The following is a 15,395-nucleotide window of genomic DNA, read 5'->3' as shown; positions in this document are numbered from 1 at the left end:
GCGGGCGTGGGAAGATTGTTGGCGTGGCACACATAGACATTTCCGGTATTGACTACTTCCTTTCCGATGGCACCCAACTGCTCAACGGCGTGACCTTCAAAGTCCCGGACGGCACCAAAACAGCCCTGATCGGCCCCAACGGCACCGGCAAGACCACCCTCTTCCGGATCATTTCCGGCGACCTTGTTCCGGATGAAGGTGTGATCGGGCGCTCCGGAAACATGGGCATCATGCGCCAGTTCGTCGGTCAGGTCAGGGACGAATCCACGGTCCGCGATCTCCTTGTTTCCGCCGCCCCGCCGGCCTTGGCTGCCGCTGCCAAGGAAGTGGACGCAGCTGAGCTCGCGATGGTGGAGCACGACGACGAGCCCTCCCAGATGCGGTACGCCCAGGCGATCGCGGACTGGGGAGACGCAGGAGGCTACGACGTCGAAACCGTCTGGGACGAGGTCTGCATGGCCGCCCTCGGACTGCCCTTCGACCGTGCGCAGCACCGCCCGGCGTCGAGCCTTTCCGGCGGCGAGCAAAAGCGCCTGGTACTGGAGGCCCTGTTTGCCGGCCCCGACCAGCTGCTCCTTCTCGATGAGCCGGACAACTACCTGGACGTGCCGGGCAAGCGCTGGCTTGAGGACAAGCTCAATGAGTCCAAAAAAACTGTCTTCTTCATCAGCCACGACCGCGAGCTGCTGAACAATGCGGCCGGGCGCATCGTGACCCTCGAACCGGGTATCAATGGCGCAGGTGCCTGGGTGCACGGCGGCGGCTTTGGCTCCTACGTTGACGCCCGCGCCGACCGGAACGCCCGCTTCGAGGAGCTCCGCAAGCGTTGGGACGAGGAGCACGTGAAGCTCAAGGAACTCGTCAACATGTACAAGAACAAGGCGGCCTTCCGTTCCGACATGGCCAACCGTTACCAGGCCGCCCAGACGCGCCTGGCCAAGTTCCTCGAGGCCGGGCCGCCCGAGGCACTGCCGATCGAACAGAACGTGCGCATGCGACTGAAGGGCGGCCGGACCGCCAAGCGAGCTGTCGTGGCTGAGAAACTGGAACTGTCCGGGCTGATGAAACCGTTCTCCACCGAGGTGTGGTTTGGGGACCGCGTTGGTGTGCTCGGCTCCAACGGCTCCGGCAAGAGCCATTTCCTGCGGCTGCTGGCCACGGGCGGGACGGACCCCGAACGCGAGCACCTCCCCGTGTCCGAAGTCGATATTGCCGAAGTGCCGCACGAAGGCACCGTGAAACTTGGCGCCCGCATCCGGCCTGGCTTCTTCGCCCAGACCCACGTCCGGCCCGACCTCCTGGGCAAGACCCTGCTGGAGATCCTGCACCGCGGCGACGAGCACCGGTCCGGTCTGGGACGTGAGGCCGCCGCCGGCGCGCTGGACGGCTACGGACTGGCATCGCAGTCGGAGCAGAAGTACGAGTCCCTCTCCGGCGGCCAGCAGGCGCGGTTCCAGATCCTGCTGCTGCAGCTGTCCGGCGCCACGCTCCTGCTGTTGGATGAGCCCACGGACAACCTGGACCTCCATTCGGCCGAGGCACTGGAAAGGGCCATCGACCACTTCGAGGGAACCGTCCTGGCTGTCACCCACGACCGCTGGTTCGCCCGCACCTTCGACCGGTTCCTGGTGTTTGGTTCCGACGGCCGCGTCTACGAGTCCCCCGAGCCCGTGTGGGACGAAAAGCGGGTCGAGCGCGCCCGCTAAGCGTCAGGTAATGTTCATATGATCAAGAATTGCTATCATATGAGCATGAAGGCAGAAGAGCGGCACCGCCTGATCGGGGAGTTGCTGCGCCGCAAAACCGAGGTCTCGGTGGAGGAGCTGACCCTGGCGTGCGACGCATCGGGCGCCACCATCCGGCGGGACCTTGAGCTGCTCGCATCGCATGGCGTGCTTCGCCGGGTCCACGGCGGAGCCAGGAGCCTTATTGCCCGCGGCGAAAACCCCGGCTACGGCCAGCGCGAACTCGAAGATCAGGCTGTGAAGGTCAGGATCGCCGTCGCTGTGGCCGGACTGCTGGGGGAGCGCGAACATGTGTGGCTGGACAGCGGCACCACAGCCACGGAAATTGCCCGCGTCCTCCGCGGGCGCGAACTCACGCTAATGCCCATGTCCATGCGCTCCCTGGCAACGGTCACAGACGGCGACCCGCATGCGGGCCAGCGTCCTGCCCTGCTGCTCCCCGGCGGAAGCCTGGTACCCGGCGAGTTGTCGTTCCGCGGACCGCTCGCGGAAGCCAACATCCGGTCCCTGCGCTTCGACACGGCAGTGGTCACGCCCTGCGCCTTGAACCTCAAGGACGGCCTCCTGGCCCATGATCTGGAGGACGCCGCAGTGAAACGGGCCGGCCTCGAATCGGCGGCGCGGGTGATTGTTGCCTGCGCCGGTGCCAAGTGGAATGCCACCGCGATGGCCTTGGTTGCCCCCTTGGACGCAGTACACGTGATCGTCACAGACAAAGACCTGAGTGCGGACGAACTCGCACACCTCAACAAGCTCTCGGTGGAAGTAGTCAAAGCATGAGCATCAACACCAGCACGACTGCCGGGCCGTCCCTTAAGGCAGCCGCAGCCGCCACTTTTGTGGTCTTCGGTATCAACGGCTTTGTTTTTGCCAGCTGGGCCGCCAGGATCCCCGCCGTCACCGAGACGCTGCATCTGACCTCCGGCCAGATGGGCACGCTTCTACTGTGTATTGCCGTCGGCTCATTACTGGCCCTTCCGACGGCGGGACTTGTGGTGGGGAAGATCGGCACCGCCAATGCGGTGCGAGCAGGCGGTTTGCTGTCAGCCCTGGCCGGGGTGGGCATTGCACTGTCCTTGGCTGCGGAATCGGTGCAGGGCACTGCCGTTGCGCTGTTCTTCTTCGGCATCGGCGTCGGGCTGTGGGACGTTTCCCAGAATATTGAAGGGGCAGACGTCGAGCACAAGCTTCGGCGCACCATCATGCCGCAGTTCCATGCGGCCTTCAGCGGCGGGGCCTTTCTGGGGGCGCTGATCGGGGCGGGCCTGTCAACGATCGGTGTTGGCCTGCCGTTGCACCTGCTGGCCATCGCCGGCGTGGTGGTGGTAGTGGCCCTCGTGGCGCCCCGCTACTTCCTCCCGCACATAGCTCACGCCCTTCCGGTGGAAGGTGAGCCGAAGACCGTGAAAGGGCCTTCTGCCTGGCGCGACAGCCGCACCCTGCTGATAGGTGTTGTGGTCCTGGGTGCAACACTTACTGAAGGGGCCGGAAACGACTGGATCGCCAAGGCCACCGTAGACGGACTGGGTGCCTCGGAATCGACCGGCGCTCTGATGTTCGCCTTGTTTGTGCTGGCGATGACAGCCATGCGGCTTTTCGGCGGCCGTGCGATCGACATCCACGGACGTGTTGTGGTGCTCCGGGCGAGCATGGCAGCCGCGGCTGGAGGCCTGTGTCTGTTTGTGCTCGCGGGGAACTTCTGGCTGGCCGGCGTTGGTGCTGCCCTGTGGGGTGTGGGCGCCGCGATGGCGTTCCCCATGGGGATGTCCGCTGCTGCCGATGATCCGAAGCACGCTGCGGCGAGGGTCTCGGTTGTATCCACCCTGGGGTATGTTTCCTTCCTCGCCGGCCCGCCGTTGCTGGGCTACCTGGGTGACCTCACGGGAATCCATCTGGCACTCCTGGCGATTCTCGCCCCGATCGTGGTGGCATTCCTCCTCGCCGGAGCCGCGAAACCCCTGGCCTCCAAGTAGGGACCTCCAAGGAGGATGGGACCACCGGTAATAAGGTGGGGTGATGTACAGAGTGCTGCGCAAAGGACCCGGGTTGATCAGCCGAGTTGACCGGTATCTGGTCCGCGGTGTGTCGTCATTCCCGGGTGGAAACCACGATACGTTTTTCCGCCGCCTCTCGGCGTCCGCCACGCACGGCAAACTGTGGGTGGCGGCAGCGGCGGTCATGGCCGCGTTTCCCGGCAAGCCCCGCCGGGCCGCGATGCACGGGCTGATCGCCCAAGCGGTGGCATCAGCTGTGACCAATGTGGTGTTCAAGACGCTGCTTCCGCGGGCACGGCCGCTCCCGGAGCATCTGCCGGTTTTCCGGTTCGTCCAACCGCAGCCCACCAGTTCATCCATGCCATCGGGGCATTCGGCCTCGGCCATCGCCTTCGCGCTCGGCGCCGGGATGATCAAGCCGGTTGTCGGTGCGGCACTTGCGCCGGTGGCATTGGGGGTGGCCTACTCGCGTGTCCATACCGGCGCCCATTGGCCATCGGATGTGGTCTTCGGTTCGGCGATCGGCGCAGGGGCAGCATTGGTGACGCGCAAGTGGTGGCCAGTCCGGCCACCGTTTCCCGGTGTGTCCCGCACCGTAACCGAAGCCCCCTCGCTGCCAGGCGGTGAAGGCCTCAGCATCGTGGTGAATACCCTGGGCGGCTCGTTCACGGAACAGACAGCGGACGCCCTCCAAGAAGTATTCCCCAACGCGTATATAAAAACGATTGAGCGGGGTAAGAGTCTGGACGAGGCTATCCAGGCCACCGCTTCCCACCCGGACACCCAGGCCCTTGGTGTCTGGGGCGGGGACGGAACCGTAGGCACGGCGGCCGCGGCCGCCGTCGAACATTCCCTTCCCTTGCTGGTGCTCCCGGGCGGGACCCTCAACCACTTCGCTCGGGACACCGGGACCGCCAACCTTAAGGACGCTGTAGCGGCCGCGGCAGCGGGTGACGCCGCACGCGCCGACGTCGGCATTGTGACCGTGGAGCGCGGGCTAGCGGGCAATCCGGAAACGGCTGACCTGGTCATGCTGAACACGGCCAGCGTCGGCCTGTACCCCAATCTCGTCCGGCGCAGGGAACAGCTGCAGCCAGCCCTCGGCAAACCGCTGGCCGGCGTGGTGGCAATGTTCCGGACGTTCGCCGCAGGAACACCCACCACCCTGATCGTGGACGGTGTCCGGCATAAACTCTGGATCGCGTACATCGGCCGCGGCCGCTATTACCCCCGGGACCACGCGCCCTTGTCGCGGCCGGTGCTGGACGATGGCGTCCTGGATGTCCGGATGATCACTGCCGACGAATCCTTTGCCCGGCTCCGGCTCCTGTGGTCGGTGCTGACGGGCACGGTAGCGACGTCCCGGATCACCCACCTGCGGGAAGCCAGCGCGGTCCAGATTGAGTCGGAGGGCTCCCCCATGGCGCTGGCGGTTGACGGCGAAGCGTTGGCCGGCGTGCGCAGCGTCCGGATCCGGGTGGAACCGCGCGCCCTGACGTACTACTCGCCCCGCACCTAAGGCGGCTGAGACCCGGAGGGGACCCCTAATCATCCGTGCGGACTACCCTGATTCGACCCTGAATCATCCCTGAGGCAGGCGAAATCCGGCCGTGCCGTCGGTAGCGTGGAGCGTACAAACGAAACTTCCACGCATCCCGCAGCCACGCGGCTGCTGTTCTAAGGAACATTTCCATGATTGAGGCAACCGGCCTGTCCAAGGTCTACGGCAGCAAGACGGCGGTTGACGGCGTCAGCTTCACCGTCAAGGCAGGGCAAGTAACGGGCTTCCTTGGCCCGAACGGTGCCGGCAAATCCACCACCATGCGCATGATCATGGGACTGGACCGCCCGACGTCGGGCACGGTGACAGTCAACGGCCTGCACTACGCCGACCACAAGGCCCCCCTGCACGAGGTCGGAGCGCTGCTGGACGCCAAAGCGGTCCACACCAGCCGCAGCGCCTACAACCACCTGCGGGCGATGGCGGCGACGCACAACATCCCCCCATCCCGGGTGAATGAAGTCATCGAGATGACCGGTTTGGAGGCCGTGGCCCGAAAGAAGGCAGGCGGCTTCTCGCTGGGCATGGGCCAGCGCCTGGGCATTGCCAACGCGCTCCTGGGCGATCCTCAGACCCTGATCCTGGATGAGCCGGTCAACGGCCTCGATCCGGAAGGTGTGTTGTGGGTCCGCAACCTGGTCCGCTACCTCGCCGGGCAGGGCAAAACCGTCTTCCTGTCCTCACACCTCATGAGCGAAATGGCCCAGACGGCAGACCACCTGATCGTGATCGGCCGCGGCAAGATCATTGCGGACGCCCCCGTGCAGGACATCATTGCGGGCTCCCGTCAGGTCAAGACTCTGGTCCGCACGTCCGCAGCCACCCAGCTCTTAGCCCTGCTGTCCGGCGATGGCGTGACGGTGGACCAGGACCAGCCCGAAACCCTGGAAGTGACGGGCCTGGACGCGCGCCAGATCGCCCAGGTGGCACTGGACAACCGGGTCCTCGTCTACGAACTCACCCCGCAGCAGTCGTCTCTGGAAGACGCCTACTTCGATCTCACCAAGGACGAAGTGGAATACCACTCACACCTGACCGGTGGACCCGGCGGCGAGTTCGCTCCGGAAACCGCCCCGGCAACGGCAGGAAAGTAAGGACGATGACCACCATGACTGATACCCAAACTTCCCGTGTCCGCACCACCGCTGGCACCAAGGGAGTGACGTTCGGCGGTGTGCTGCGGTCCGAATGGATCAAGCTGTTCTCCCTGATGTCCACCCGCATCCTGCTGTTCCTGACCCTGGTGGCGATTGTCGGCGTCGGAGCCCTTGCCGTACTGATCCGGTTCTCCTTCCTGGACGAAATGGCCCGGCGGGCGCGGGACCAGGGCCAGGCCCTGACGCCCGAAATGATGGCGCAGTCCTTCCCGCCGGGATCTGGTTTTGACCTGTACAACCTGCCCAATGCCGGCCTGCAGATCGGCATCCTGGTCCTGGGCTCGCTGGCCGTCCTGTTCATCTCGTCCGAATACGCCACGGGCATGATCCGTTCCACGATGAACGCCGTCCCGCGCCGCACGCCGGCCTTTGTGGCCAAGGCAATCCTGCTCGCCGTGATCTCCTACGTCATCACCACCATCGCCGCAGTGGCCACGTTCCTGATTGCCATGCCGGTGTTCCAGGGCCTCGGCCTGGACCTGGACTGGTCCACGGACGGCGTGCTGTACAGCATCTTCACGGGCGGACTCTACGTTGCCGGCGTGGCCTTGATCGGCCTCTCACTCGGCGCGCTGCTCCGCAACTCCGCCGGCGGCATCACCGTGCTGGTAGGCCTGTTCTTCGTGGTGTCCATCGCGGCAAGCTTTATGACCTTCATCCCGGGTGACTTCTGGAAGTACGTGCCCCAGTACCTCCCCAGCGAAGCCGGCGGACGGTTCCTGTCCATTGGCCACACCGACGGCGTCATCGATCCCTGGCAGGGCGGCCTGATTTTCCTGGGCTACGTACTGCTGTTCCTGGTTCCGGCCATGATTGTGCTCAAGAAACGCGACGTCTAGGCGGACACCCGGCTCAGAGAATGAACGAAGCGGCACCGTGGGGGACGCGCAAGCCAGTCAGGCCGACGCGCTGGTTCGCGCTGGTGGCGATGGCCGCCGCCACGGCGCCGCTGGCCCTGCTATACCTGCTGGCCGCCGTCGGCCCCATGGAGAGTTCCTTCATCCACGACGCCGGCGGCAATCCCGGCGATTTCCACCTCCTGACCAGCATCGCCACCATCGCCCTGTCCAACGTCATCGCCACCGGGATCGGCATCTCGGTGCGGCAGCGGCGGGAGCACGAGCAGGAAATCGCCGCCTGGGTGGCGCGGACGGCAAGCCTGGCGTCCGTCAACGAACGCAACAGGATCGCCCGCGAAATGCACGACGTCGTGGCGCACTCGCTGACGGTGATGGTCAGCCTCTCCGATGGCGCCGCCGTCGTGGTCCGGAAAAGTCCCGACCGCGCCGGCGAGGTGCTTGGCGAACTGTCTCGGACCGGCCGCACCGCGCTGGCGGACATGCGATCGCGGAGTGCGGCGTGGAGATCCCGCAGGAAACAGAGGGTCCCTTTCCCGGTGCCTATTCCGGGTGCTGGCCGCATATCCACTTCGAAGTCTTCGAGTCCATGAGCAACGCCACGGCCGCCGGTCAGGTGCTGGCTGCATCGCAGATCGTCCTGACCAAGGCCGCCTGCGAGGACGTCTATGCCACTCCCGGCTACGAGGCCAGTGTCAGCAACATGGCCCGCACCACGCTGCAGTCGGACAACGTCTTCGGGGACGACGGCGGCATTTACCAGCTGGCCACCATGACCGGATCCGCCGGCGCCGGCTACACCGCCGGGCTCAATGTGACCATTTAGACTCGGAAGCATGCCTTCACCTTCCGCCGCCGCTTCCAGTGCCGTTGAACACATCCAGGACCTTGGCGCGTACGTCAGCGCATCGCCGTCGAGTTTCCACGCCGTCCACGAGGCCGCCCGGCGGCTGGATGAGGCCGGGTTCACGGGCCTGGGCGAGCGAGAGCCCTGGGCCGGCGGGGCCGGATCGTTCTACCTGGTCCGCGACGGCGCGCTGATCGCCTGGGTGGTCCCGGAAGACGCCGGACCCACCACCGGGTTCAATATCCTCGGTGCCCACACTGACTCCCCGTCGTTCAAGCTCAAGCCCAAGCCCACCACCGGAGCGTTTGGCTGGCTGCAGGCCGGGGTGGAGGTCTACGGCGGGCCGCTGCTGAACTCCTGGCTGGACCGCGAACTTCAGCTGGCGGGCCGGCTGGTCATGCTGGACGGCACCGAACATCTCACCGCCACCGGCCCGATGCTCCGCTTCCCGCAGCTGGCCATCCACCTTGACCGTGCGGTGAACGACGGCCTGACCCTGGACAAGCAGCGGCACATGAACCCTGTGTGGGGCCTGGGGAATCCCGCCGACGTCGACCTCCTGGCGGTTTTGGCGTCGCAAGTCCCTGGCGGCGCTTCCGTTGATCCTGCCAGGATAGGAGGGTACGACGTCGTTATTGCAGACACGCAGGCACCTGCGGTTTTCGGGGCCAACGGGGAGTTCTTCGCCTCCGGGCGCCTTGATAACCTGTCCGCGACGCACGCCGGGCTCGCGGCGCTTATCGCGCATGCGGCTTCTTCCGCCGCCGGTGCCCCGGGTAAGGGTGCGCCGATCGCCGTCCTCGCGGCGTTCGACCACGAGGAAATCGGCTCGAATTCACGTTCGGGAGCATGCGGACCCATTCTTGAGGACGTGCTGGTGCGGGTCTCCGACGGCCTGGGTGCGTCGGTGAGCCAGCGGCGGCAAGCACTGGCGGCGTCGTTCTGCGTTTCCGCGGATGCGGGCCACGCCGTCCACCCCAACTACCCGGAGCGGCACGATCCGGCCAACCATCCGGTCCTGAACGGCGGCCTGCTGCTGAAGATCAACGCCAACCAGCGGTACGCAACGGACGCCGCTGGCGCGGCGTTCTGGGCCAGGCTGTGCGGCGAAGCGAAGGTGCCGTACCAGGAATTTGTGTCCAACAACGTGATGCCCTGCGGCTCCACCATTGGCCCCCTGACCGCCACCCGACTTGGGATCCGGACTGTCGACGTCGGCGTTCCCCTGCTCTCGATGCACTCCGCACGCGAACTCTGCGGCGTGGAGGACCCGCACCGGCTGGCCGCCGTCACGGAACTGTTTTTCCGAACCGCAGCCAAGGGGTCTGCGTAGCCGGCTCTCGCCTGGCAGTCGGGCCAGGGTGTAGCTGTAGGCGTTCCAGCCGCCGCAGACACGCGAACCCAATCCACTCGCATCTCGCCAGCGCCGTTAGCAGTGCTGTCTCGGAACCGGTCCAGTTGTAGCGTCTGGTGCATCGAACCGAGAGGCTGGTGCGCGGAGTTGCTGTCCTCAAACCACTTCACCCCATCGACTTAGCCGACGATCCCATTCGGAGACCAGTCAACCGCGTAGTTGTGGAAATGACTAACGTCCAGAGCCTTGGACGCCGACGTCTGCGAGTTTGAGCAACTGTAGTGGTGGAAGTACTTGATGACGTTCCAGGCGCCAGTCGTCTCCGCGTAGTCAACTTCGCCGTCACCCGGCCAATTCTCACTAGCCGGCCACAGGATGGACACCATATGGTATTCGTTATCGCCGGACCCGGCCGCACGGACTTCCGATTGCCCGTACTTCTGGTTTGCAAACTTCGCGCCCATTCCAGCGGTCGTGCTATCCGGAGTTCCAGTCATGTCCATTTTGGAACCGTCCACCGTGACCTGCTGTGGGCTCCGAGTTCCGTTACCAGCATGCCCGGCGCTGTTGTGAACGCACCACTTAATTGAACTCGTCTCCAGTTCCACGCGTGCCCCAACCATGGACTACCGCCGCCTCGGTAGGTGTTACCGTGTCAGGCGCGGTCGTCACGGCCAGCCTTGGACGCAGGGCGGAATTCGAAGATTCCTTCGACTTGAACCCGATCCACTTCCGCGCGTTGCTTTCCAGCATGAAGTTCTGCTCGCCACCCATTGCGCTAACGCCCTTTGGTAACATCCCATTCAACCCAAGAGCCGGCAGCGAACCCGCCAGCCTTCCTCCGCCACGTCCCGCGTGCTGGTGCGTTATTACAGGTAGCTCCCGTCTCGGTCCAGCCGCCAGACGTAGTGTAAACATCCGCGAACTCAGTGGAAGTTGTGGATGTCTCCGATATGCCCGCAATTTAGCCGAAACAACATGTTCGCTAGCGGGAACTTGAACAATGAACCGTAGGAGGGTGTTCCGCCAGTGGTTCGCACGGCCCTCTGTAGACAAACGGACGCTAGCCCCAAAGTTGGTGGTCGCTTCAGTCCGCCTGTACGTAGGTGTCCATGGTCGGCGAGATCGTCGTTGCGGCGCTTGCCGTTGTCGGAGTAATGATGCGAACGCAACCAGAATGGATGATGCAACCGCTACGCGTTTACGCCAGAACATCAGCCCGCCCCATTATCAAAAGAATAATAATCTTGTTGGACCCGTTGTCCCATGCGGTTGTTCCACCACAGTTTGCTTTGCGGTTTATCCGAGGCAAGCGGGTTAGCCACACCGAAATAACTCAGGCTGGGGGTCCCGTAGTCGGGCTCAGCCCCTGCGCCACCGGGGAAGTAGCCAAGAGGGATCCTGCCACGATCATGGCCGTGACGAGCGTTTGACTCAGGGCGTGATGATTGCTTGAAATCCCCTATACCTAAAATGTGGGCTGAAAGATAACCCCTATACCTAATATTTTGACCCGCGGATAAATCCCCGTACTCGGTGAAGGAACGCGTTGACCCACCGCGCAAAAGTGAGTACCTGCTACTGGTGACTCTGCGTCAGGCAGGCCGTAGGCTCTCATCACGGCCAGAGTCGAAGGCTAATGAGAGCTGGGGCCAGAGACCAGACCATGACCGGATAAAGCGCCAAAGCCGCGCTCGACTTCCCAGCCGAGCAGAGCGTTGACTAATCCGCAAACGTCATGAAGTGGTGAGGTATTTGTCCATTTCCACCCAGCTCCCAATTACATTCGCGATGCCGGCTGTCGAGGCCACCAAGGCTTCAGTCAGCGTGGTCATTCCAACCTTGAACGAAGCGAAAAATATTCCGTGGGTTCTTCGCCGTATGCCCTCGTATGTGGACGAGGTTGTGATCGTCGATGGCCGTTCCACCGACAACACAGTGGGCGTAGCCCAAGCCATCCGCGACAACCTTGTCATCGTCAATGAGCAGCGGAAGGGAAAAGGCGTGGCCCTTCGCTCCGGGTTTGCTGCAGCCTCTGGAGACATCATCGTCATGCTGGACGCGGATGGCAGCATGGATCCCCAGGAGATTGGCTGGTTCGTTTCCCCGCTTCAACACGATTACGACTTCGTAAAGGGCTCACGCCATGTCACCGGGGGAGGGTCCGAAGACCTCACCCGCCTGAGGAAGGCCGGTAACCGCGCGCTGACCGGGTTAGCCAATGCTGTCTTACACAGCAATTACTCCGACCTCTGCTATGGATACATAGCGTTTCGACGGGAATGCCTTGAGATCCTGCAGTTGGAATCGGACGGCTTTGAAATTGAGACCGAGCTGATTGTCCGTGCGGCTAAGGCCGGTCTGCGGATTGCCGAAGTTCCCAGCCTGGAGCTGGATCGCATCTCCGGCGCGTCGAATCTGCAGACGTTCCGCGACGGGTGGCGCGTACTGGGCACGCTGGCACGCGAATGCACCATGTGGGAGTCCCCCACCGCCGGCGCCAGGCCTGAGTCCCTCCGGCGGGTGAAGTACGCGTACGCAAATGTCAGCGTTCCGCGGACGCCTACTGATCCCCAGACAGTTCTCTCCGTTATTCGGGGAGGCTAGCATGCTGGATCGTTTTGGACGACCGAGCGTGTCAGTTGTCATCTGTGCCTACACCGAAAGGCGTTGGGACTGGTTGCTGGACGTCATAGAGTCCGTCCGGGCCCAATCAGTTGCACCCCAGGAAGTCCTGGTGGTGATTGACCACAACGAGGACCTCTACGAGAGGCTAACGGAAATTGTTGATGACGTGACCGTGGTTGAGAGCACCGGTCCACGCGGGCTGTCCGGAGCACGCAATACCGGTGTCGGCCTGGCCGACGCTGACATTGTGGCCTTCCTCGACGACGACGCCGAGGCAGCTGCGGACTGGCTTGAACGGTTGCTCGCCATGTACGACGACCCCGACGTGCTGGCCGTCGGCGGGCGTGTCGAACCGGTGTGGGAAAAGGGCCGGCCGGGCTACTTCGGTGAAGAGCTCGACTGGATCGTTGGATGCAGCCACCGTGGAATGCCCAAGGTGGCCTCCGAGGTCCGGAATGTTATCGGCGCAAACATGTCCTTCCGCCTGGAGGTCCTGCGCCAGGTTGGCGGCTTCAACCTTTCGCTGGGACGCCAAGGCATCTTGCCCCTTGGTTGCGAGGAGACAGAGATCTGCATCCGCTCAAGGATGGGTTCACCCGGATCACGGATCGTCTATGAACCGGCAGCTTTGGTGCGTCACCACGTCCCGGCGGAGAGGTGCACCTTGCGATACATGCTTTCGAGGTCCTGGTCCGAGGGGATCTCCAAAGCGGAGGTCAGCAAGATCGTGGGCCGGAAGCGGGCCCTGGGCCCGGAACGGCGGTACGTCCGCAGCGTCCTGCCACGGGCCGTTTTTGCGGGAGTGCGCGATTGGGGCCGGGGCGACAACCCCCAGGGCCTGGGACGTGCGGGAGCTGTCATTGCCGTCCTCGCGTGCACGGCCGCCGGGTACGTGCGCGGCCGGCAGACCGCCCACATCAAAGGCCGCCCGCTGTCCGGGACTGCCCTGGTGGGCGCACCGTGGAGGGAAGTCCAGTGAGGCAGGAACGGAATCTGCGGTTCCATGCACTGCTGACAGCGCTGCTGCTTGCGCTGGGTGTTCTGATGGTGCCGGTGGCGGCTTCGGCCGCTCCGGGTGATGTTGGGGTCGAGGGTCCGTCGCATTCGGGGACGGGGACGCCGACGGGTACGAAGCGGCAGACGAATTCCTTATGGTTCAATGACGGGCTCTGGTGGGGGAATCTGTGGGACACCGCCAGCTCGGATTTTCATATCTTCCGGTTCAATGCCGTGACGAGTTCGTGGGTCAATACCGGTGTGGCGACGGAGACGCGGGCGAACACCCATCATGACGTGCTGTGGGACGGGACGACGTTGTTTGTGGCGAGCTATAAGTTCGTCAACGACGGTCTGCCGGCTCAGCCGAACTTCCCGTCGACGATGCGGCGTTACAGCTACGACTCAAGTACAAAGAAGTACTCGCTGCTGAGTACTACAAAAATCAATAACTACCGCGTTGAGACCCTGTCCATCGATAAGGACTCGACTGGTCGGGTGTGGGCCACGTGGCAGCAGGCGAACCGGATCTATCTGAACGTCACTGCCACGGATGGCAAGACGTGGGGGACGCCGTTCGCGCATCCGGCGGCGTTGAGCAACGTGTCTGTGGACGACACGTCGGCTGTGATCGCGTTCGACGGGAACAAGATGGGTGTGATGTGGAGCCGGCAGGTCGGTGATGCCACCGACGGCATGTACTGGAGCTACCACGTCGATGGAGCGTCGAACACCGCCTGGTCCACTCCTGTGGCGGCGGTGTCGGGGCAGCGCAGCAGTGATGACCATATGAACCTGAAGTGGCTGGACTCCTCGGGTGGCCGGGTTTTCGCCGCCGTCAAGACCTCATTCACCTCGGCGCCGCAGCCGCTGATCCAGCTGTTGGCACTGAGTGGTACGACCTGGTCGGCCTACCCGATCGCGACTGTGTCGGAGTGCCCGAACCGGGTGATCGTCCTGATTGATGAGAGCACGCAGATGCTGCGTACCTTCGCTAGCTATCCGAAGCCGAGTGGCACGACGAACGCTGGTGTCTGCACCACCTCGGGGGGTGCGATCTACGAGAAGTCCTCGCCGCTGAATAACATCAGCTTCACCACCGCGAAGACGGCTCGTATTGTGCACGCCGACCAGTATGTCCACAACGTGACGTCCACGAAGCAGAACCTCAACAGTGCGGCGCGGGGCACGGCCAACAGTGGTCTGCTGGTGCTCGCCGATGTGAACGCCACAAGCAGGTACTGGCACTATTACGACCCCCCCATCGGTGGTGATACGACGGCTCCGACGGTGGCGGGTACGTCTCCGGCTGCTGGTGCGACGGGTGTGGCGGTGACGGCGGATGTGACGGGGACGTTCTCGGAGGCGATGGATGCGGCGACGGTCACGTCGAGCACGTTCACGTTGACGGCGGGGACGACGACGGTGCCGGCCGTTGTGTCGTACGACAGCACAAGCAAGGTTGCGACGTTGAATCCGGGTGCGGATCTGGCGCCGGGTACGACGTACACGGCGACGATCAAGGGTGGCTCCGGTGGGGTGAAGGATGTTGCCGGTAACGCGCTGGCGTCGGACAAGACGTGGACCTTCACCACGGCTCCCGCGGGTGGTCAGACAGGGATTCAGCGCCGAGGCATGAGCACATTGGTTAACACCACGAGTACCACGAGCCACACAATTACCAAACCCGCTTCGGCCGCGGCAGGCCAGGTCTGTGTCGCCTCATTGGCGCTCAACGGCTCGACCGTTTCAGCGGCCCCGACCGGCTGGACGCAGTTTGCCGCAATTACGTCGATCGCCAACCCACATCTGTATGGCTACTACCACGTCATGGGTTCGTCCGAACCTGCCAGCTACACGTGGACCACTGCAGGGTCGGTCGCTAGCGGTGGCGGCATCAGCTGCTACTCCGGAGTGAACACCACAACTCCGTTGGACACAACAGCCTCGGTAGCCGCGTCTGCCACCGCTGCATCCACGGGCTCGGTTCCTGGGGTCACCACAACGACCGCCGGAGCTATGCTCGTTGGCGCAGTCGCCATCAACTCAAGCAATACCACCATCGCGATCGCTGGCCCGTCAGACATGGCGGAAGTGTATGACCTTGGTGGTAAGCGCACTGAGCTTGACGATGGCCTTCAGGCAACCGCCGGTTCCTCGGGCAGCAAGTCCTGGGTGTGGAGCAGCGGTTCGCTGCGCGAATGGGCCGGTTGGCTCGTCGCTCTCCGCGCTCAATAACCCCAGGGCCGCAGTCCG

The 15,395-nt window shown here is 63.9% G+C and carries 12 protein-coding genes and 2 pseudogenes; 12 read left to right on the top strand and 2 right to left on the bottom strand.

What is annotated here, in order from left to right; genetic code table 11:
• Positions 1–23 precede the first annotated feature (23 nt).
• From ACQCS0_RS01065 to ACQCS0_RS01025, 9 genes and pseudogenes are all read left to right on the top strand, one after another.
• Complete coding sequence (locus tag ACQCS0_RS01065) at positions 24–1,706, top strand: ATP-binding cassette domain-containing protein (RefSeq protein WP_354156273.1); 1,683 nt, start codon at positions 24–26, stop codon at positions 1,704–1,706.
• 45 nt (positions 1,707–1,751) lie between these two features.
• Positions 1,752–2,525, top strand: coding sequence for a DeoR/GlpR family DNA-binding transcription regulator (locus tag ACQCS0_RS01060; protein WP_354156293.1), 774 nt, complete (start codon positions 1,752–1,754; stop codon positions 2,523–2,525).
• A complete protein-coding gene (locus ACQCS0_RS01055) occupies positions 2,522–3,718 on the top strand; it encodes an MFS transporter (protein WP_354156274.1) in 1,197 nt (398 codons plus the stop codon). The genes ACQCS0_RS01060 and ACQCS0_RS01055 overlap by 4 nt, the downstream gene beginning before the upstream one ends.
• Positions 3,719–3,761: 43 nt before the next feature.
• A complete protein-coding gene (locus tag ACQCS0_RS01050; RefSeq protein WP_354156275.1) occupies positions 3,762–5,258 on the top strand; it encodes a phosphatase PAP2 family protein in 1,497 nt (498 codons plus the stop codon).
• Between the two features lie 173 nt (positions 5,259–5,431).
• Entirely contained in the window at positions 5,432–6,394 is a 963-nt protein-coding gene (locus ACQCS0_RS01045) for an ABC transporter ATP-binding protein (RefSeq protein WP_354156276.1), read from the top strand.
• A gap of 14 nt (positions 6,395–6,408) precedes the next feature.
• On the top strand, positions 6,409–7,296 hold the full coding sequence (locus tag ACQCS0_RS01040; protein WP_354156277.1) for an ABC transporter permease: 888 nt from the start codon (positions 6,409–6,411) through the stop codon (positions 7,294–7,296).
• Between the two features lie 65 nt (positions 7,297–7,361).
• Positions 7,362–7,907, top strand: a pseudogene (locus tag ACQCS0_RS01035) (sensor histidine kinase); the annotation flags it as partial.
• Positions 7,847–8,140: pseudogene (locus ACQCS0_RS01030) on the top strand (3,4-dioxygenase subunit beta); the annotation flags it as partial. The pseudogenes ACQCS0_RS01035 and ACQCS0_RS01030, both read left to right, overlap by 61 nt.
• 10 nt (positions 8,141–8,150) lie before the next feature.
• Positions 8,151–9,494, top strand: coding sequence for a M18 family aminopeptidase (locus tag ACQCS0_RS01025; RefSeq protein WP_354156278.1), 1,344 nt, complete (start codon positions 8,151–8,153; stop codon positions 9,492–9,494).
• 200 nt (positions 9,495–9,694) lie between these two features.
• On the opposite strand, the gene ACQCS0_RS01020 is transcribed toward ACQCS0_RS01025, so the two are convergent.
• Both ACQCS0_RS01020 and ACQCS0_RS01015 read right to left on the bottom strand, forming a co-directional pair.
• A complete protein-coding gene (locus ACQCS0_RS01020; protein ID WP_426939011.1) occupies positions 9,695–10,018 on the bottom strand; it encodes a family 16 glycosylhydrolase in 324 nt (107 codons plus the stop codon).
• 275 nt (positions 10,019–10,293) lie between these two features.
• On the bottom strand, positions 10,294–10,470 hold the full coding sequence (locus tag ACQCS0_RS01015) for a DUF7594 domain-containing protein (protein ID WP_426939502.1): 177 nt from the start codon (positions 10,468–10,470) through the stop codon (positions 10,294–10,296).
• 800 nt (positions 10,471–11,270) lie between these two features.
• On the opposite strand from ACQCS0_RS01015, the gene ACQCS0_RS01010 reads away from it, so the two are divergent.
• The 3 genes from ACQCS0_RS01010 to ACQCS0_RS01000 are packed head-to-tail and all read left to right on the top strand — an operon-like array spanning position 11,271 to position 15,377.
• Positions 11,271–12,122, top strand: a complete 852-nt coding sequence (locus ACQCS0_RS01010) for a glycosyltransferase family 2 protein (protein WP_354223274.1) — start codon at positions 11,271–11,273, stop codon at positions 12,120–12,122.
• Positions 12,123–12,150: 28 nt separating this feature from the next.
• Positions 12,151–13,122, top strand: coding sequence for a glycosyltransferase (locus tag ACQCS0_RS01005; protein WP_354156281.1), 972 nt, complete (start codon positions 12,151–12,153; stop codon positions 13,120–13,122).
• Positions 13,119–15,377 carry an Ig-like domain-containing protein gene (locus ACQCS0_RS01000; RefSeq protein ID WP_354156282.1) on the top strand — a complete coding sequence of 753 codons (2,259 nt, stop codon included), beginning with the start codon at positions 13,119–13,121 and terminating at the stop codon, positions 15,375–15,377. Before ACQCS0_RS01005 ends, ACQCS0_RS01000 begins: the two co-directional genes overlap by 4 nt.
• Positions 15,378–15,395 lie beyond the last annotated feature (18 nt).

The sequence above is a fragment of the Pseudarthrobacter sp. S6 genome, assembly GCF_050156575.1.
Classification (GTDB): Bacteria; Actinomycetota; Actinomycetes; order Actinomycetales; family Micrococcaceae; genus Arthrobacter.
The sequence above is the reverse complement of the archived record's forward strand: the minus strand, read 5'-3'. Positions and strand labels throughout refer to the sequence as shown.